This window comes from Streptomyces sp. NPDC050625 (assembly GCF_040654755.1).
Classification (GTDB): domain Bacteria; phylum Actinomycetota; class Actinomycetes; order Streptomycetales; family Streptomycetaceae; genus Streptomyces.
In genome coordinates this window covers 440,527-458,965 of the sequence record NZ_JBFAIQ010000006.1, presented here as the reverse complement: position 1 = coordinate 458,965, position 18,439 = coordinate 440,527, and the positions used below count along the sequence as shown (strand labels likewise).

The 18,439-nt window shown below is 70.6% G+C and carries 18 protein-coding genes; 6 read left to right on the top strand and 12 right to left on the bottom strand.

The genetic code is table 11. The annotated features are described in order from the left end of the window. Nucleotides 1-46 precede the first annotated feature (46 nt). Both AB0I54_RS17805 and AB0I54_RS17800 read left to right on the top strand, forming a co-directional pair. On the top strand, nt 47-1,441 hold the full coding sequence (locus AB0I54_RS17805) for an MFS transporter (RefSeq protein WP_363296905.1): 1,395 nt from the start codon (nt 47-49) through the stop codon (nt 1,439-1,441). Nucleotides 1,442-1,719: 278 nt separating this feature from the next. Continuing rightward, a complete protein-coding gene (locus AB0I54_RS17800; RefSeq protein ID WP_003977404.1) occupies nt 1,720-2,094 on the top strand; it encodes an RNA polymerase-binding protein RbpA in 375 nt (124 codons plus the stop codon). Nucleotides 2,095-2,234: 140 nt separating this feature from the next. On the opposite strand, the gene fxsA is transcribed toward AB0I54_RS17800, so the two are convergent. The 4 genes from fxsA to AB0I54_RS17780 form a co-directional block, all read right to left on the bottom strand. Further along, complete coding sequence (gene fxsA / locus AB0I54_RS17795) at nt 2,235-2,798, bottom strand: FxsA family membrane protein (RefSeq protein ID WP_363296904.1); 564 nt, start codon at nt 2,796-2,798, stop codon at nt 2,235-2,237. 78 nt (nt 2,799-2,876) lie between these two features. Further along, nucleotides 2,877-3,671 carry a polyprenol monophosphomannose synthase gene (locus AB0I54_RS17790; protein ID WP_363296903.1) on the bottom strand — a complete coding sequence of 265 codons (795 nt, stop codon included), beginning with the start codon at nt 3,669-3,671 and terminating at the stop codon, nt 2,877-2,879. A 534-nt stretch (nt 3,672-4,205) separates the two neighbouring features. Beyond that, nucleotides 4,206-5,819: an amidohydrolase gene (locus AB0I54_RS17785; RefSeq protein WP_363296902.1), complete on the bottom strand. Its 1,614-nt coding sequence runs from the start codon at nt 5,817-5,819 to the stop codon at nt 4,206-4,208. A 50-nt stretch (nt 5,820-5,869) separates the two neighbouring features. Then, a complete protein-coding gene (locus AB0I54_RS17780) occupies nt 5,870-6,310 on the bottom strand; it encodes an Lrp/AsnC family transcriptional regulator (RefSeq protein ID WP_263206489.1) in 441 nt (146 codons plus the stop codon). 268 nt (nt 6,311-6,578) lie between these two features. Here AB0I54_RS17780 and AB0I54_RS17775 point away from each other — a divergent pair, with 268 nt between their 5' ends. Continuing rightward, nucleotides 6,579-7,019 (top strand): hypothetical protein, encoded by a 441-nt coding sequence (locus AB0I54_RS17775; protein ID WP_363296901.1) that lies wholly within the window; start codon nt 6,579-6,581, stop codon nt 7,017-7,019. Between the two features lie 27 nt (nt 7,020-7,046). Here AB0I54_RS17775 and AB0I54_RS17770 read toward each other — a convergent pair whose 3' ends face one another. Both AB0I54_RS17770 and AB0I54_RS17765 read right to left on the bottom strand, forming a co-directional pair. Then, nucleotides 7,047-8,141: a phosphotransferase family protein gene (locus AB0I54_RS17770; RefSeq protein WP_363296900.1), complete on the bottom strand. Its 1,095-nt coding sequence runs from the start codon at nt 8,139-8,141 to the stop codon at nt 7,047-7,049. A gap of 11 nt (nt 8,142-8,152) precedes the next feature. Next, complete coding sequence (locus AB0I54_RS17765) at nt 8,153-9,256, bottom strand: hypothetical protein (RefSeq protein ID WP_363296899.1); 1,104 nt, start codon at nt 9,254-9,256, stop codon at nt 8,153-8,155. A gap of 139 nt (nt 9,257-9,395) precedes the next feature. On the opposite strand from AB0I54_RS17765, the gene AB0I54_RS17760 reads away from it, so the two are divergent. Beyond that, on the top strand, nt 9,396-9,623 hold the full coding sequence (locus tag AB0I54_RS17760) for a hypothetical protein (protein ID WP_363296898.1): 228 nt from the start codon (nt 9,396-9,398) through the stop codon (nt 9,621-9,623). A 28-nt stretch (nt 9,624-9,651) separates the two neighbouring features. On the opposite strand, the gene AB0I54_RS17755 is transcribed toward AB0I54_RS17760, so the two are convergent. After that, entirely contained in the window at nt 9,652-10,824 is a 1,173-nt protein-coding gene (locus AB0I54_RS17755) for an acyl-CoA dehydrogenase (protein ID WP_363296897.1), read from the bottom strand. Nucleotides 10,825-11,159: 335 nt separating this feature from the next. Between AB0I54_RS17755 and AB0I54_RS17750 the strand changes: the two genes are divergently transcribed. Next, on the top strand, nt 11,160-12,386 hold the full coding sequence (locus tag AB0I54_RS17750; RefSeq protein WP_363296896.1) for a glycoside hydrolase family 18 protein: 1,227 nt from the start codon (nt 11,160-11,162) through the stop codon (nt 12,384-12,386). A 56-nt stretch (nt 12,387-12,442) separates the two neighbouring features. Here AB0I54_RS17750 and AB0I54_RS17745 read toward each other — a convergent pair whose 3' ends face one another. The 5 genes from AB0I54_RS17745 to AB0I54_RS17725 all read right to left on the bottom strand — a co-directional run bounded on the left by AB0I54_RS17745 (nt 12,443) and on the right by AB0I54_RS17725 (nt 17,503). Continuing rightward, complete coding sequence (locus tag AB0I54_RS17745) at nt 12,443-13,102, bottom strand: TetR/AcrR family transcriptional regulator (RefSeq protein WP_363296895.1); 660 nt, start codon at nt 13,100-13,102, stop codon at nt 12,443-12,445. Between the two features lie 76 nt (nt 13,103-13,178). Then, nucleotides 13,179-13,319 carry an SCO1431 family membrane protein gene (locus AB0I54_RS17740; protein WP_363296894.1) on the bottom strand — a complete coding sequence of 47 codons (141 nt, stop codon included), beginning with the start codon at nt 13,317-13,319 and terminating at the stop codon, nt 13,179-13,181. Between the two features lie 100 nt (nt 13,320-13,419). Beyond that, nucleotides 13,420-14,781: a peptidase C39 family protein gene (locus tag AB0I54_RS17735; protein WP_363296893.1), complete on the bottom strand. Its 1,362-nt coding sequence runs from the start codon at nt 14,779-14,781 to the stop codon at nt 13,420-13,422. 186 nt (nt 14,782-14,967) lie between these two features. Further along, nucleotides 14,968-16,509 (bottom strand): amino acid permease, encoded by a 1,542-nt coding sequence (locus tag AB0I54_RS17730; RefSeq protein ID WP_363296892.1) that lies wholly within the window; start codon nt 16,507-16,509, stop codon nt 14,968-14,970. Between the two features lie 37 nt (nt 16,510-16,546). After that, complete coding sequence (locus AB0I54_RS17725) at nt 16,547-17,503, bottom strand: hypothetical protein (protein ID WP_363296891.1); 957 nt, start codon at nt 17,501-17,503, stop codon at nt 16,547-16,549. 250 nt (nt 17,504-17,753) lie between these two features. On the opposite strand from AB0I54_RS17725, the gene AB0I54_RS17720 reads away from it, so the two are divergent. Further along, nucleotides 17,754-18,374 (top strand): hypothetical protein, encoded by a 621-nt coding sequence (locus AB0I54_RS17720; protein WP_363296957.1) that lies wholly within the window; start codon nt 17,754-17,756, stop codon nt 18,372-18,374. Nucleotides 18,375-18,439 lie beyond the last annotated feature (65 nt).

The following is an 18,439-nucleotide window of genomic DNA, read 5'->3' as shown; positions in this document are numbered from 1 at the left end:
GGCACGAGCCTTCGCACGGCACTTCTGCGGGGAAGCGAGGGCACGGGTGAGCACCGAGACCGTGCGGGTGGGGGCGGCCGACGAGGCCGGCGAACGGCGGCGCGAGCAGCGCGGCTGGTATTTCTACGACTGGGCCTGCTCCGTCTACTCGACGAGCGTGCTGACCGTGTTCCTCGGCCCCTATCTCACATCGGTGGCCGAATCGGCGGCGGACGCGGACGGCTTCGTGCATCCGCTGGGCATCCCGGTCCGGGCGGGTTCCTTCTTCGCCTATTCGGTGTCCCTGTCGGTGATCCTGGCGGTCGTGGTGATGCCCCTGGTGGGCAGCGCGGCGGACCGCAGCGGCCGTAAGAAGCCGCTGCTCGCGGCGGCCGCGTACACCGGCGCCGCGGCGACGACCGGCATGTTCTTCCTCGACGGCGACCGGTATCTGCTGGGCGGGCTGCTGCTGATCGTCGCGAACGCGGCGCAGTCCGTGGCGATGATGCTCTACAACGCCTACCTGCCGCAGATCGCCCCGCCCGAGGAGCGCGACGCGGTCTCCTCGCGGGGCTGGGCCTTCGGCTACGCCGCGGGCTCCCTGGTCCTGGTCGCCAACCTCGTCCTGTACTCGGCGCACGACAGCTTCGGCGTCTCCGAGACGACGGCGGTCCGCATCTGCCTGGCCGCGGCCGGCCTGTGGTGGGGCGCCTTCACGCTCGTACCGCTGCGACGGCTGCGCGACCGCCGCTCGACGGCGACAGCGACGGCGACGGGAGCGGGTGTGGAAGCGGGTGCGGGGGCAGAGGCGGGGGCCACCTCCGCCGGACTGCGGCAACTCGTCGCGACCGTCCGCGACATGCGCCGGCATCCGCTGACGCTCGCCTTCCTGCTCGCGTACCTCATCTACAACGACGGCATCCAGACGGTGATCTCCCAGGCATCGGTCTACGGCTCCGAGGAGCTGGGGCTCGGGCAGTCGACGCTCATCGGGGCCGTACTCCTGGTGCAGGTGCTCGCGGTGGCGGGCGCGCTGACGATGGGGCGGCTGGCCCGGACCTACGGCGCGAAGCGCACGATCCTCGGATCGCTGGTCGCCTGGACGGTCACGCTGGGGGCCGGGTACTTCCTGCCCGCCGGGGCCCCGGTCTGGTTCTTCGTGCTGGCCGCCGGGATCGGGCTGGTGCTGGGCGGCAGCCAGGCGTTGTCCCGGTCACTCTTCTCGCATCTGGTCCCGCCCGGCAAGGAAGCCGAGTACTTCTCCGCTTACGAGATGAGCGATCGGGGCATGAGCTGGCTGGGCCCGCTTCTGTTCGGGGTGACGTACCAGCTGACCGGCAGCTATCGCTCTGCGATCATCTCGCTGGTGGCGTTCTTCGTCATCGGGTTCGCGCTGCTCGCGCGGGTTCCGGTACGGCGGGCGATCGAGGGCGCGGGCAACCCGGTTCCGGAAAGGATCTAGTACTGATTTAGCGCTCAACACGAAAGGGCGGTAGTGTACGCGTTTGGCCTGCCAGGCGTACCGTTACTGCGCGTCAAAGGTGCCGAAACGCTGGGTGACATCTGCTAGCAGATGTGACAAACCGGGCGCCGGTGGGTACAACAAGGGGCGGCTACGACGGCGACGCATGACCCGGAACGGGACACGGAACGGGAATCTTTACCGCCGACCGGACGTTGACCGGATGACGACGACAGCGACACCTGTCCTGTGGGCGACAAGCCCGGGAGGCACGATTCATGAGTGAGCGAGCTCTTCGCGGTACGCGCCTCGTGGTGACCAGCTACGAGACGGACCGCGGCATCGACCTGGCCCCGCGCCAGGCCGTGGAGTACGCATGCGAGAAGGGGCACCGCTTCGAGATGCCCTTCTCGGTCGAGGCGGAGATCCCGCCGGAGTGGGAGTGCAAGGTCTGCGGTGCCCAGGCACTCCTCGTGGACGGCGATGGCCCTGAGGAGAAGAAGGCCAAGCCCGCGCGTACGCATTGGGACATGCTGATGGAGCGGCGGACCCGCGAGGAACTCGAAGAGGTCCTCGAGGAGCGCCTTGCGGTGCTCCGCTCCGGGGCGATGAACATCGCGGTTCACCCTCGGGACAGCCGCAAGAGCGCGTAGTCCCTGCGGGGCTTGGGCCGCGACAACAGCGCACGTGAGTAACCGCGGGCGCCGTACGTGAAGTCGACGTACGGCGCCCGCGGTTTTTCGTTCTTTCCTGCGGCTGTGTGGTGGGTGGCCGCCGACCGGAGCCGGAGAACTCAGCTCGTCAGCGGCGGGCGCTGCTCCCATGCCGTGTCGCCCGGCTCGTCCCCGTCGGTCCTGATGACCTCGCCCTGGACGATCTTGCCGTCGGGGCGGTGGATGCGGGCCTGCTGGAAGGCGTCGCCCAGCGAGCCGGGGGCGGCCCGGCGGAGTCTGCGGTCGAAGGTGCGCTCCGCGTAGCTGCTCAGCCCCTTCTGCACCGGGGGGATCAGCAGCAGCAGACCGGCCGCGTCGGAGATCAGGCCGGGGATCATCAGCAGCAGGCCGCCGAGCATCATGAAGCCGTTGCCACCGCCGCGCTCCGGGGAGCCGCCGCGCTGCAGCGCCTCGTTGAGGCTCTTGAACGCGCGTCGGCCGGCCCGCTTGATGACCACGGAGCCGGCGACGAAGCCCGCGAGCAGGAGCAGGAACACCGTGAGGCCGCCCGCCGCGTTCGCGACCAGGGTCAGCAGCCAGATCTCCAGCACCAGCCACGCGGCCACGCCCAGCGGCAGGAACCTGCGCAGCCGCGAGCGCCGGGGCCGGGTGGAGGGCGAAGAGGTCGGAGCACCAGTCGTCATGCTCCCAGTGTGCCTGGGCCCGGCTCAGTGCGGGATAAGGGGGCGATCAGCGGGGCCTGTGCGATCCCGGGGACCGGGCTATGCCTGCTTGCCCTTGCCCTTGATCCTGCCGACCCGCTCCCCCAGGCCCCACGCCGTGACCCGCCACAGGGCCTCGACGACGATGTCACGGCTCATCTTGGAGTCGCCGAGTTCCCGCTCCACGAATGTGATCGGCACCTCGACGACGTGGTAGCCGGCCCTGACCGCGCGCCGGGCCAGGTCGACCTGGAAGCAGTACCCCTGCGAGGCCACCTCGTCGAGCCCGAGGCCTTCCAGGGTCTCGCGGCGGAAGGCGCGGTAGCCGCCGGTCACATCGCGGATCGGGACGTCGAGCATGATGCGCGAGTAGGTGCTGCCGCCGCGCGAGAGGAACTCGCGGGACCTGGGCCAGTTCACGACCCGGCCGCCGGGCACCCAGCGCGAGCCGAGCACGAGGTCGGCGCCCTTGAGGGCGGTGAGCAGGCGCGGCAGTTCCTCGGGCTGGTGGGAGCCGTCGGCGTCCATCTCGACGAGCACGCCGTAGCCGTTGTCGAGGCCCCAGCGGAAGCCCGCGAGGTAGGCGGCGCCGAGGCCCTCCTTGCCCTTGCGGTGCAGCACCTGGACGTGATCGTCCTCGGCGGCCAGCTCGTCGGCGAGCTTGCCGGTGCCGTCGGGGCTGTTGTCGTCCGCCACGAGAACGTGCGCCTCGGGGACGGCCTTGCGGACCCGGCCGACGATGGACTTGATGTTCTCCGCCTCGTTGTAGGTCGGGATGATCACCAAGGCCGTGCCGAGCGGGCCGAACTGCCTCCCCTGGGCCTGTGCCGCGAGGGTCCCGTCGCCGTCGTTCACTGCTGCCCCTTCATGTCGTACGCAGGGGTCCCACCATAGTGGCCGCGGCCTGCGCCGACGTGACAGCTCGTTCGTATGGTGGTGTCGATTCCACAAGAGCGGGGTAAGAAGCTTCATTTCGGCTACTCTGCGCGCTGCGGATGGGGGCCCGGCGCCCTTCGGGCCGACCTGGGACCCGCTGGCTGCGGGTCGACCTGAAGCCGTTGTCTACTGAGCGTCCGGGCCCCATCCGGGTCACACCTCCCCGACCGGCCGGAACGTTCCCTCGTCGGCGCGGGCGCTGAGCCTGGCTCCCAGTGACGATGCCCCGGTGCGGCACACCGTCCCTGACCCAGCGGCGCTGCGACGAGTGCGCGGAGGTTCTCCGGTCGGGCGTCCCGTGGTGGACTCGCCGAACCTACCGGCCGCCTGCGGCTGGCTGTCAACACCCGTTTGACCTGCGAAAACACCCCCGAAGACCTGGTCGGTGCGGAGGATGCGCAGGTCGCGCGACGGGGCGGCGGCGGCCGATCCCGACCGCGCCACCCCGGGAGATCACTCGCCCGGCCGTACGAACACGGTCCGTCCGCCCACCACGGTGCTCAGGCAGACCGGAAGGTCGTTGCCCGGCGTCAGATCGGGCAGCCCAGGTGTACCCGAACGAGGGTCGGTCGACCAGCGGGCGACGCGGTCGTCGGGGGCCTGGACGACCAGTTCGTCGGTGCGCCACACGGCATAGTCGGCAGGCGCTCCGGGCACCAGGACCCCCGCGTCGTCGCGGCCGATGGCCCGCCAGCCGCCGCGCGTGTGCGCGGTGAAGGCGGCGCGTACGGAGACGCGGTGCTCCGGTGTCCGGTGGAAGGCGGCCGAACGGACCGTGCCCCACGGGTCGAGGGGGGTGACCGGGCTGTCGGAGCCGAAGGCGAGCGGGACACCGGCCCGCAGCAGCTCCGCGAAGGGGTTCAGCAGCCGGGCCCGCTCCGCGCCCAGGCGCTGGGCGTACATGCCGTCCTCGCCGCCCCACAGCGCGTCGAAGGCGGGCTGCACGGAAGCCGTCAGACCCAGCTCGGCGAAGGCGGCGACGGTCTCGGGGGTGAGCATCTCGGCGTGCTCGACACGGTGCCGGGCGGCGCGTACGCGGGCCGGGCCGAGCTTGTCGGCGGCGGCGCGCACGCCCTCGACCACGGCGGTCACGGCGGCGTCGCCGATCGCGTGGAAGCCCGCCTGGAGGCCCGCCTCGGTGCAGGCCACGACATGCGCGGCGACGGCGTCCGCGTCGAGGTAGGCGGTGCCGGTGTGGCCGGCGTCGGCGTACGGCTGGTGCAGACAGGCGGTGTGCGAGCCGAGGGCGCCGTCGACGAACAGGTCTCCGGCGGCGCCGAGCGCGCCCAGTTCCCGTGCCCTGGCGACGCCCACGTCGCCCTGCTCGGCCCAGTAGCCGACGACCCTGGGGCCCGGCATCTCGGCGGCGAGCCGCAGCAGGCTCGTGAAGTCGTCCTCGGACGAGATCTTGGGGCCGCCGCACTCGTGGACGGACCCGATGCCCAGGGAGGCGGCGTGCGCGAGGGCGGCCCGCTGGGCCTCGGTGCGTTGGGCCGGTGCGAGGGCGCCGAGCGCGGCGGCGCGGACGGCGTGGTGGTCGTCGCTGGTGAGCGGGGCGTCGTCGCGGACGACGAGGCCGGGGACCAGGTCCAGCAGGGCCGTCGTGACGACCGCCGAGTGGACGTCGATACGGGAGAGGTAGAGCGGGCGTCCGCCGGTGGCCTCGTCGAGCTCCGCGCGCGTCGGCGGGCGGCCGCCGGGCCAGCGGGCGGCGTCCCAGCCGTGACCGAGCAGGACACGGTCGTCGGGGCGGGCGGCGGCGAAGTCCCGTACGAGGGTCAGGGCCGCATCCAGGGACGGCGCGCCGGAGAGGTCGAGACCGGTCAGGGCCAGGCCGGTGGACGTGGTGTGGACGTGGGCGTCGCTGAAGGCCGGGGTGACGAGGGCACCGTCCAGGTCGACGACCTCGTCGGCACCGTCCGCGAAGGCGTCGGCGGCCCCCTCGGAACCGACCCACGCCACCTGGCCGCGCTCCACGACCATCGCGGTGGCGAAGGGGTCCGCGGGACTGTGCACCTCCCCGCGGCGCAGCAGGACGGTCTTCGGGTCGGCCGGGCGCTCACTCATGCCGAACAGTGTCTCGCGCGAGGCGACGCGCACCGCACTCGGGGCGCCTGTCAGATCATCGGCGGCCGCGCCTCGTACGGCGTGGAGAGCACCACCGTCGTGCGCGTCGACACGCCCGCCAGCGAGCGCAGCCGGGCGAGCAGTTCCTCCAGTTCGTGCGGAGTGGCCACACGGACCTTGAGGATGTAGTTCTCGTCGCCCGCGACGCTGTGGCAGGCCTCGATCTCCGGGACGTCGGCGAGGCGGTCCGCGATGTCGTCGGGCGCGCTGGGGTCGAACGGTTTCACCGAGATGAACGCGGTCATGGGCAGCCCGACCGCCTCGGGGTCGACGACGGCGGCATAGCCGCGGATGACGCCACGCTGTTCCAGCCGGCGCACCCGCTGGTGCACGGCCGACGTGGACAGCCCCGTGGCCTTGCCCAGGTCTGTGTAGCTCATCCGCCCGTCCTTGACGAGCAGCTGCACGATCTGACGGTCCAGCTCCTCCATGGCGCAAGAACCTACAGTGCGCCTGACCTCCTCGGATACCCGAGCAGCCCAGGTCATGGCCGGTTCGTGATGTCCCGGAGCGCAGGCTGTGCGCCGTCCGGGGGACAAACCCGCCGCACCGGGCACCTGCAAGCGGCATGTGACGAACGCCACAGCGGTTGAGCGCGCTCCGTGATGCACTCACGATTACCGCCCAGAGGGGACGGGAAGTGCTTGCTGTGGTCGAGGCCGCAGTGCCTTCACGGCCCAGCCCGAGGGGGAGAATCCCATGCAGAATCCCAAGCGCCCTGGTCGTACCGCGCCCAAGCGCCCGCAGTTGGTCGTCGAGCCCGAGCCGGAGGGCGTCGAACCCGACGCCTACGACGCCGAGGACGCCGACGACTACGACACCTTCGAGATGTACCGGGTGATCTGCCCGGACTGCGCGCAGCCCATCGCCGTGCTGGCGGACGAGGACGTCCTGCCGGAGCACGCGCTGTGCGCCTCGCCGTGGAACCCGTTCGGGCTGACGGTGTGTGCCGGCACGGGCCGTGCCGCGGCCGACGCCCGCCCCGCGGAGGAGTCCCTCGGGCAGCAGGAGCAGGGCACCGCCGTCGTGCTGACGCTTCCCCAGGGCCTGAACTGGAGGACACAGCCCTTCTCGCACGTCGGCGGCCCGGGCTCACGCCCGATGCGCGTACCGGCGATGCGCCGCCAGGCCGCCGCCTGAGCCGACCGGCTCCGCGCACGGCCTCGCTCAGTCCCAGTAGCTGCCCTGCACCATGGCACGCAGGCTGCCGTGGTGCAGGATCAGTGTGTCCGGGTCCGCCGGGACGGCGACCTCACCGAAGTACGCCTGGCGGTAGGCGACCCGCAGCATGACGATCGCGTGCCGCAGGGCGGCGTACAGGGTGTAGAAGTCCATGTCCCGCGGGGTGTGGCCGGTCAGCCGCGCGTACCGTTCCTCGACGCGCTCGCGGCGCAGGAAGCCGGGCAGTCCGCACTGGCCGGAGGCGACCGTGAGGTCGTGGAAGAAGCGGTGCAGATAGACGGTCCAGCCGAGGTCCACCTCGCGCGGGGCGAGTGCCGCCATCTCCCAGTCGAGGACGGCCACGGGTTCGAAGCCGTCGTAGACGACGTTCCCGATGCGGGCGTCGCCCCAGTTGAGCACGGGCGCGCCGGGCTCGTGCGGCCACAGTTCGGCCAGCCGGTCGAAGGCGGCCTCGATGAGCGGTGAGCGGGACAGACCGCCGACGACCCATTCGTAGTAGGCGCGTTGGGACGCGACGTGGTTGTGGAGCGGGTCGCCGTCGCCGGGCAGGGCGAGGAACGCGGCTTCCCCGGCCGGGACCTGATCGTGCAGTCGGGCCAGGAGTGCGACGGAGGCCGCCTCCAGGTGCTCGCGCTCGGTGTCGGTCGCCGCGTGCAGCCAACTGCCCTCGTACGTATAGGGCATGACGTCGGGTGGCACACGTCCCTCGACCCGCTCCATGACGAAGAACGGCGCGCCGAGCGGCCCGGGGTCCTCCTCCAGCCAGAGTGCTTTCGGCACGGGAAGGTCCGAGCGGTCGGCCACCAGGCGCATCGTGCGGTACTGGCGGACCATGTCGTACTCGGGGAACACCGTGTACGCCGCCGGGTCCGCCGCGAGCCGCAACGCGCAGGCAAGCAAGGGTGGTTCGGGGTGCTCGATGTTGAAGAGGAGGGTCTCGCTGGACATTCCGTTGGAGGCCGGGACGCTCACCCCGACGGCCTTGGCGCCGGGCAGCCGGGTGCCGAGCCAGTCGGTGAGACGGCGGGCGAGTTCCTCGGGGTCGCGGGTGGTGGTGCGGGGTCGGGGTGCCGTGGCCATCTCCGCCTCCCTCAGGGCGCGACCGAGTCGAATCCGGTGAAGCCGCTCGGGTCGTGCCGCCCGAACGAGCCGTGTTCGAAGATGCCGTGGCCCACCCGGCCGTCGAGCGTGAAGCGGGCCGCGTGGTCCGTGACGCCGAAGGACGCGAGCCGATGGGCGGTGGGGTCCGAGAGGTCGTAGGTACGACGGTCCGACCAGCCGCGGCCGCGCCAGGTGCCGTGCTGCCAGTCGTCGGCGGGTGGATAGCCGGCGCCGAGGGCGAGCGGGGACGACGTCAGGATCTCCGCCTCCAGTTCCAGGGGCTTTCGCGGGTCGCCGAGATGGATGAGCGCGCGCTCCGGGTGGCGGGTGCCGGAGCGGTAGCCGATCTCCGCCCGGGGCCAGCCGAGTTGGCGGTCGCGACGGCCGGGGACGACGAGTGTCGCGTCGTTCAGGGTGCGGTAGCCGTCGGCGTCCTCCTGCACGACGACCATCAGGAAGCGGTCCTCGAAGCGGACGGGGCACCAGATCCAGTGGAAGCCCTCGGGCGGGTGGTCCTCGGCGAGCCGTCCGCCCTCCTCCCCGGGGATCGGCCGCACTCCCCAGCTGCGGTCGCGGGTGCCGGTCCATTCCTCGGCGGTGACGCGGAACTCCTCGTCCCCGGCTCGGACGACGCCCTCCACGTGGCCCGCCTGGACGAAGCGGCGCCCCTCCAGGGTCAGCCGCCCGCCCCGGCGCTGGAGGTGGTGGGGTTCCCACAGGGCCGGGAAGCCGGCGGTCCAGGTGAGGTCGTACGAGAGGGAGTCCTCGCAGGTCAGACGGAACCGCCGCAGGGGCTCCTCGACCTCGATGCGCAGCGGTCCGACGGCGAGCCGCATCCGGTCGTCGCCGAGCGCGTCCGAGGCCCGTACGGCGTGCAGGGTGTCCCCGGTGCGCAGGGTCGCGTACGCGTCGATCACCCCGGCGTTCGGGTAGACGCCGAGGCCGAGGATGAGCAGGGCACGTCCCTCGTGGTCGAGGACGTGGAAGATGCAGCGGTCGTAGGCGTTCCGGTCTCCGGTCGCCACATGCCTCATGGACAGCGGGACCTGGTGCACCGGGTATTCGTCGAGCGGTACGGGACGGTCGTCAGCCACCGGCGGACCCCCTTGAGGAAGTGCGCCTGACGGTACGTCAGACCGCTGGGGGTGGCCAGAGGTGCGACCGGACGTCCGTGAACTCACGCACGATTCGGCGCACCGGTGACCTGTCCGGCCACCCGGGCGTTGCCCAGGCATGACCGTCACGTACTCGGGGACCGGGCGTCAGCGCCTTCTCTTCGTGCCCCCGCCTGCAGGATCGGTTCCGCCGCCCCAGCCCCAGGACCCGCCCATCTACCGCGCGCTGATGCGTGCCTGGGCCGACCGGGGACGCACCCTGCCGGGCCGCCACGATCCGGAGTGGATCAAACTGGCGGCCCCCACGGTCATGCAGGGGTACTTCAGCGAACTCATGGACCGCTGAGCCTGCCCCGCGGCGTCGCCCGACCGGTTCAGCGGCTCTCGGGACCCGCCAGATGGCGGGCGATGACCATCCGCTGGATCTGGTTCGTGCCCTCGACGATCTGCAGGACCTTGGCCTCGCGCATATAGCGCTCGACGGGGAAGTCGGCGGTGTAGCCGTACCCGCCGAGTATCTGCACGGCGTCCGTCGTCACCTTCATCGCCGTGTCCGTGCAGTGCAGCTTGGCCATGGCCGCCTGCTTGGCGAACGGCCGGCCCGCGTCGCGCAGCCGCGCCGCCGCGAGGTACAGCGCCCGGCCCGCCTCGATCTGGGTGGCCATGTCGGCGAGCATGAACCGCAGGCCCTGGAAGTCGGAGATCGGGTGCCCGAACTGGCGCCGCTCGGTGGCGTAGGCGATCGCCTCGTCCAGCGCCGACTGGGCCAGGCCGATCGCGCAGGCCGCGATGCCGAGCCGGCCGGAGTCGAGCGCGGACAGGGCGATGGCGAAGCCCTGGCCCTCCTCGCCGATGAGCCGGTCGTCGGGGACGCGTACGCCGTCGAAGTGGACCTGGGCGGTGGGCGAGCCCTTCATGCCCATCTTCTTCTCGGGCAGCGCGCCGCTCAGTCCCTCGGCGTCCCCGGGCACCAGGAACGCGGAGATGCCGCGGGAACCGTCCTCGCCGGTGCGGGCCATCACGGTGTAGAAGTCGGCGATCCCGCCGTGGGTGATCCAGGCCTTGGTACCGCTGATCACCCAGCTGTCGCCGTCCCGGACCGCCTTGGTCCGCAGGGACGCGGCGTCGGAGCCGGAGGCCGGCTCGGAGAGGCAGTACGCGCCGAGCAGTCCGCCGCCGAGCATCGCGGGCAGGTGCTCGACCTGCTGCTGCTTGGTTCCGTAGGCGGCGAGCGCGTAGCAGGACAGGGTGTGCACGCTGACGCCGAGGCCGACGGTGAGCCGGGCCGTGGCGAGCTCTTCGAGGACCTGGAGGTAGACCTCGTACGGCTGGTCGCCGCCGCCGTACTCGGAGTCGTACGGCAGGCCGAGCAGGCCGGAGTCCGAAAGGAGGCTGAAGACCTCACGGGGGAAGCGTCCGGCGTCCTCCTCCTCTGCCGCCCTCGGGGCGATCTCTCGCTGCGCGATGTCGCGGACGAGTGAGATCAGGTCCCTGGCCTCGTCGGTGGGCAGCTGACGCTCCACCGGCTGCGGGGCGCGGTCGGACATGGCGACGGTCTCCTCCCTGTTCGGGCGCATCGGCGACGTGCGCCTGGGGTCCGGCGGCGCCGCCTGGTCTTCCACGGGTTCGGCCGCTGCGCGCGCTTCCGGGTCTCGGAGGCTGCTGACCAGCGGCTCTGCGCTGTGAGTATGCCCGATCAGCGACCTCCAGTCACCAGTTAACGACCGCTTACTTCAAGAAGTCCACCCCAGAATTCCACGGGCCCGAAATTGGTCCGAACCATTGACCAAGTGGTCTAGTCCTCCTAATCTCTCGAACCAACGCTTCACCGCGTTCATGCCAATCGGCGCGCGTTCCCCTCTCCCCCACGAGGAGACACCCGATGCACCCTCCCCGCACCCGATTCCGGGCGCTCGTGTCCGCCGCGTGCTGCGCCGTCCTCGGCGCCGGACTGCTGGCCGACGCGGGTACCGCCACCGCCGCGGCCCCCGACGCCCCGAAGGCCGCAGGCTCGAAGGTCGTCGGCTACTTCACCGAATGGGGCACCTACGACCGCAAGTACTACGTCAAGAACATCGAGACGTCCGGTTCGGCCACCCGGCTGACCCACATCAACTACGCCTTCGGCAATGTCACCGGCGGCAAGTGCGCGATGGGCGACTCCTACGCGGCGACCGACCGCGCCTACACCGCGGCCGAGTCGGTGGACGGCGTCGCCGACACCTGGGACCAGCCGCTGCGCGGCAACTTCAACCAGCTCCGCAAGCTGAAGAAGAAGCACCCCGGACTCAAGATCCTTTGGTCCTTCGGCGGCTGGACCTGGTCCAGCGGCTTCGGCGAGGCCGCGCGCAACCCCGCCGCGTTCGCCCAGTCCTGCTACGACCTCGTGAAGAACTCCAAGTGGGCGGGTGTCTTCGACGGCATCGACATCGACTGGGAGTACCCGAACGCCTGCGGCAACACCTGTGACACCAGCGGCCGGGCGGCCTTCCGGAACCTGCTGGCGGCGCTGCGCTCCAAGTTCGGCGGCAGCGCGCTGGTCACCGCGGCGATCACCGCCGACGCCACCAGCGGCGGCAAGATCGACGCGGCGGACTACGCGGGGGCGGCGCAGTACGTCAACTGGTACAACCCGATGACGTACGACTACTTCGGCGCCTGGGACCCGACGGGCCCGACGGCCCCGCACTCGCCGCTGAACTCCTACTCCGGCATCCCGAAGGCGAACTACTACACGTCGGCGACCATCGCGAAGCTGAAGGGCCTGGGCATCCCGGCCTCGAAGCTGCTGCTGGGCATCGGCTTCTACGGGCGCGGCTGGACCGGCGTCACCCAGGCGGCACCGGGCGGCTCCGCGACCGGGCCGGCGGCCGGGACGTACGAGCAGGGCATCGAGGACTACAAGGTGCTCAAGTCCAAGTGCCCGGCGACCGGCACCGTGGGCGGTACCGCATACGCCAAGTGCGGCAGTAACTGGTGGAGTTACGACACCCCGTCGACCATCGGGACGAAGATGACGTACAAGAACCAGCAGGGCCTGGGCGGCACCTTCTTCTGGGAGCTGAGCGGGGACACCGCGAACGGTGAGCTGATCAAGGCGATCAACTAGCCGGGCACCGGCGCCATCGGCTCGGGGCGGAGGCGGCGGCCTCCGCCCCGTCGGTGTCAGTCCTCCCGGCGGGCGGGCTGCGGAGCCGGGTAGGACGGGTCCAGTTCCTCGATGGCGCGCAGGGCTCCGCCCAGTGTCTTCACCAGCAGTTCGCGCATGGTGTCGCGGGAGAGTTCGAGGTGGTCCATCCAGTCGAGGGTGGCGCCCTCGACGCTGCACACCCAGGCGAGCAGACCCATCCGGGCCAGCGGCGCGATGTCGCTGCGGCCGTAGGCACCCTCGGCTATGGTGCCGACGATCGCCTCGCGCACACCGTCCCGGATGGCGTGCACCTCGGCGTCGAAGCCGACGCCGCCGCTGACGATGGTCCGGAAGGCGGCCTGGTTGTGCTCGGCGTAGCGCAGATAGCTGTCGATGGTGCGGTGGACGCGGTCCACGGCCGCCAGTTCACGGCCGCTCGCGGCAAAGGTGACCAGGTCGGCGACGGAGTCGTGGATGATCGCCAGGTAGTAGCCGCGCTTGGACTGGAAGTAGTAGTAGATCAGCCCCTTGGCGACATGCGCCTGCCGGGCGATGTCGTCCATGGAGAGCGCGTCGTAGGACGTGTCGGCGAACAACTTCCGCCCGATGCCGATGAGTTCTGCCCGACGCGCCGAAGAGCGCTCGGTTCCGCGCGCCCGGGGGCGGACGACGGCAGGCTGCTGGCGCATATTCAATTTCGACCTGGTCTCAACGGGCGGCGGGACACCCGAAGTATGTCAGGTCGGCAATGTGTCAGGTCACGGCGTCAGGTCACAGCAGTCCGAGCCGGGTGACGAGCATCGCGACGACCGCGACCAGGACCCACCCCAGGATGTGCTCGACGATCTTCGGGCCGTCGTCCCTGGGCCCGCCGGTGCGGGCGCGGGTGGCGGTGGCTGAGTGTGCGGTCATGGTGTCTCGCTGAGGTCGGACGTACAGGTGGACTCCCCCCACCGGTCTGTCCACCTTGCCACCCGCGACGGCTTTTGCGGCGGAGACGTCGGTCACACGGTCAGCGCACCCCCACCGCGGCGAGCGCCTTGCGCTGGCGCGGGCTCGGACGGTCCGGGAAGTACAGGTAGCACACGCCACCCGTGCCGGAGACGACCTTGCCGCTGGCGTTGTACCGCTTGGTCCGCAGCCAGATGTTCTCGAACTCCCTCCTCAGGTACACCCGCCGCACCGCCTCGTCGCTCGGCGAGGCCGGGTCGTTGGCGATCACATCGCCCTCGGCGGTGAAGCCGATCACCGTCATCAGATGGCCCGAGGTGCCGTAACCGGCGCCCGTCAGCTCGGTCTTGAGGAAGGACTGGGACGTTATGGCCGGGATACCGGCCGCGATCAGCAGCTCCAGGTCGGTGAGCGAGCCGAGCCGGGTGACCACGCCCTGGAGGCCGTCGAAGGTGGCGGCGTAGGCGGCGTTGAACGGCCAGTTGCCGCAGCCCGCGTACTGATAGTCGTAGGTGTACCGGGCCGCGTGGCACACCTGCGGGTCGGCGTACGACGGATCGACCCAGGCGAGCTGCTCGGGGGTGAGCCGGCCGCCCCAGTACTCGATGATCATCTGCGAGGAGGTGGGGCTGCACCAGGCCTCGCCGCCGTTGTCGTACTCGGGGTACTGCCCCTTGTGGATCTCCTGCGAGTAGCGCGGGACGCTCAGTTCCTGGGCCAGCCCCGGCGTGGAGGCCGCGACGGTGAAGCGGTCGGGGATGTCGGAGCCCATGGCCCCGAGCCGCCAGACGGTGGGGGTGAGCTTGGTGCCCGGCCTGCGGTACAGGGTCAGCCGCAGCCGGTACGACACCAGGCGCAGGCCGGTGGAGGCGTCGTCGATGGCGAAGGTGTCCGTCCAGATGGTGCTCTTGCCGTCGGTCTGGTCGTCCACCGAGGTCCGCTTGATGTCCTGGTCGCCGGCCGCCCAGCGGCCCATCACGTACCAGGGCGTCGCCGTGCCGTCGGAGTAGGTGCCGGTCAGCTCGACCTGGAGCCAGGTGCCGGCCGGGGTGTGCGCGTTCCAGGAGGCGATCGCCTCGGTGGCGGGGACGCTCAGCCGGTGGACCGGCGAGGTCCAGGTCGCGTACTCCCAGGCGGCCGTGGTGCCGGTGTGCGGGTCCGGGTAGTCCACGGTGCCCGCCGGGGCGGCGATCATCACGCCCGGGCGGCTGCCCGCGACGGCCCGGACGCCCTGGCAACTGCCGGAGCGCCAGTCGCTGTAGGTGATCCAGGCACGGTTGTCGACAAGGCGGGTGGGGCCCGCGTCGTCGGTGTCGTGCGCGGTGGCGGTCACGGCGGCCGCAGGGCCCGTGCCACCGGCCACCGCGGCGGCGACCGCCGCGGCCAGAACGGTTCTGCGGGACGGCTGTTCGGCTCTGCTCATGGGCAAAAGACCCCCGGTGTCCGAGTGGCAGCAGTGCGCCAACTATGGCCGAGACGCCATGCCCCTGCCAGCACTTCGGCCCATGCCACGCCCAGCAATATTGGTCTCACCCACTGGCAGTACCCGGGTGATCCGCACGGTCCCGGCGCACGTTGGTGACGTGCGCCGGAATCCGTGGCGCGTGGGTCAGATGAGGTCCATCGCCGCGACCTCGTCCGGCCGGCCGTAGCTGACCGGCCCCTGGAAGCGGCGGCGGGCGGTGGCGAACCACCACACCGTGGCCACGATCAGGACGACGGCGAGCGCGATCGGCGCGTAGTTGAAGGAGTCGACGGTGATCGGCGAGGCCTGCGGCAGCATGAAGAGGACGCTGCTGAGCACGATCCAGGTCACCGCCAGCCAGCCGATCGGCCGGCCCCAGCGGCCCAGGTGCCAGGGCCCGTGCTGGAACTCGTCGCCGAGCCGCAGCCGCAGGAAGATCGGCACGGCGTAGGCGAGGAAGAGCCCGACAACGTTGACACTGACGATGGCGGTGAACGCGGTGTGCGACCACCAGCCCGGCAGCACCAGGGCCAGGGAGCAGGCCACCGCGAGCCACACGGCCTTCACGGGGGTACGGGTGCGGGGCGAGACCGAGTGCCACAGGCGCGAGCCGGGCATGGCGCCGTCCCGGGAGAAGGCGAAGATCTGCCGGGTGTTGCTGGTGAGGTTGGCCAGGCCGCAGAAGAGCATCGCGCCGATCACGACCAGCAGCAGCGCCTTGGCCCAGCCCATGCCCAGTCCGTCGATGAGAATCTGCACGGGCGGCGCGGACGAGCCCGCGACCTTGTCGTAGTCGCTAATGCTGTAGACCAGTGCAAGCATCAGGATCAGGCCGGTGATCGCCGAATAACCTATCGAACGAGTGATCCCCTTCGGCGCGTTGACCGTCGCGCGCACCGTTTCCTCCGACATGTGGAAGCTGCCGTCGAAGCCGGTGAACGTCCAGCTGGTGACCAGCAGTCCGAGCATGCCGCCGTAAAGCCCGTTGGTGAAACCTGTGTTGTTCACGAAATGCGTCACGAACGACGCCGACTGGTGGTGGTCCGGCATCACGATCAGTGTGGTCACGATCACCACGAGTCCGATCAGCAGCCACCACACGGAAATCCGGTTCAGGACGGCGACCAGCTGGACGGTGTAGGTGTTGGCGAGCCCCTGGAGCACGATGATCAGGGCCGTGATCAGGACCGTCTGATGCGCGGTCGGCACGTACGACGACCACTGCAGGGCGATGAAGGCCTGGATGAAGGTGGCGGCCGCGTATCCGGTGGCGGCGGTGCCGCCGATCTGGCCCACGAAGTTCAGCCAGCCCGTGTACCAGGACCAGGCGCCCTTGTGTCGCTTGGCGAGTTTACCGGCGGAGAAATACAGCGCCCCGCTCGTCGGATAGGCCGACGCGACCTCCGCCATGGCGGCACCGATGAACAGCACCATGACGGAAACGCCGATCCAGCCGAAGACGAGAACACGGGGGCCACCCGCGTTCATACCGAAGCCGAAGGACGAGAAAATACCCGAGAGGATATTGATGATGGTGAAGGAGATCGCGAAATTGTCGAACGCCTGGAATCGGCGGGTGAGTTTCCGCGGATAACCCATCGCATGCAGGGTCGCATCGTCGTCGAGCACGATCGGGTCTTCTCCCCCACGAGCCCTGGCCCGTGGAGTCGATATCCGTTCTGACACTGATCGACCTTTCTCTCAGTAGGGGACGAGCGGGACGTCAGGCGGCACCCGGCACGGGCAGACCGCATGCGCGCCGGGCCCGGGAGAGCTGTTCCTCGGGTTCGCCGAAGACGCTCCAGGGCATGCGCGAGGCGTACGGCCCCATCGCCGCGAAGACCGCCCGGGCCTCGAACGCGCACTGGGCCATGACCAGCGCGTGTGCGAGGTAGGCCAGGTCGAGCACCGGGGTGAAGCGGTAACCGGCCACCGTGGGCAGCCAGTTGTGGTAGATCGCGAGGGCGGTGGAGCGCCACTGGGGCTGCTCCCAGACGCGGTCGGCGAGCAGCTGGGTGGGGTTGTAGCTCTCCACCAGGGCGACCAGGGGAAGCAGCCGCAGCGGGGAGTCGGCGGGGGCCCGCTGGCTGAGGAAGGCGGCCACGTCCCAGGCCGCGTTCACCGAGCCGCCGTGGCGGGTGAAGAAGAAGGAGAGGAAGCGGTGGTGGGCCTCGCGGTTGAACGGGTCGAGCGTCAGGATGTGCGCGAACAGCCGCCACGGTCCGGGCGGGGCGGTGAGCAGGCCGTTGGGGGCGGGATCGCGCAGGCGGTGCAGCCGGGTCATGGCCAGCTTGGCGACCCAGGGCGTGGGGTCGGCGGGGGCCATGACGGTGGCCCGGTCACAGGCGGCCAGCGCGATCCGTTCCAGGGCCTCGGCCCGCTCGTCACGGGCGTCGGCGGCACGGATCGCGCGCAGTACGGCCACCCGGGCCCACATCAGGGCCGCTTCGGGGGTCGTCTCCTCGGCGAGCCAGCGCTCGACGAGGTCGGTGCCGGCGGCCTCGGAGGCCATGACGAGGGAGCGGTGGGCGCGCAGGCCGAAGTCGGTGCGGGTCTCGGTCAGGGCTTCGTGGGCACTCAGATATCTTCCGGCGCGTACGTCGACGCATACGCTCGCGAGGACACGGTCGTCGGCCGCCGGATGCCACACATACTGCCCCTCGAATAAGTCCGCGGCCATCTTCCCCTGTCCGTCCCCGTTACGACGCGTCGCAGTTGTGCACCAGGCACCCTACTCAGCGCCGGGCACACCGGATACGGCGAATTCGACATATCGGTCAGCCGATTCAGAATATTAATGAACCGATTGGCGGCCGACTCGCGAGTAGTTCAAGGTGATACGTTTTTCCGTCAGCGCCCCGGCCGCTATACGCCGCTACTAGAATGTTTCCGGAAAACACCCCACACCGCATCACACCTCGGGAATCGCCATTCACGACCTCGCCGCCCGCCTGAGCGAACTCCCCCCGTCCTGCGGACCGGTCCGCCTGATCGCCGTCGACGGGCACGCCGGCTCCGGGAAGTCCACGTTCACCGGCCGCCTGGCCGCCGCGCTGGGCGGGGCGCCGGTGCTGCATCTCGACGACATCGCCAGCCACGAAGAGCTCTTCGAGTGGACCGGGCGCCTGCTGGCGCAGGTGATCGAACCGCTCGGCCGCGGCGAGACTGCGTCGTACGCACCCTACGACTGGCACGCCCGCGCCTTCGGCCCGCCCCGTGCGCTGCCGCCCGCGCCCGTGATCCTGATCGAGGGCGTCGGCGCGGGCCGCCGGGCGCTGCGTCCGCATCTGGCGCGACTGCTGTGGATGGAAATGCCCCACGAGGACTCCTGGACGCGCGGCCGTCTGCGGGACGGGGCCGAGCAGCGGGACTTCTGGGCCGGGTGGGTCCGGGCGGAACACCGGCACTTCGCCGAGGACCCCTCACGGCCGTACGCCGACCTTCTGGTACTGCAGTCACAGAAGGGGTACGAGGTGCTGCCGGGCCCTGGAGAGGCCAATGGACCGGACCAGGAAGTCACCCACCGTGACGGACCGTCCGCTGTGTGCTGAACTTGTGAAGACCCTTCCTGGGAACTTGTTCGACTGCCTCAACTCGGCTTGACCCGGGGGCCGTA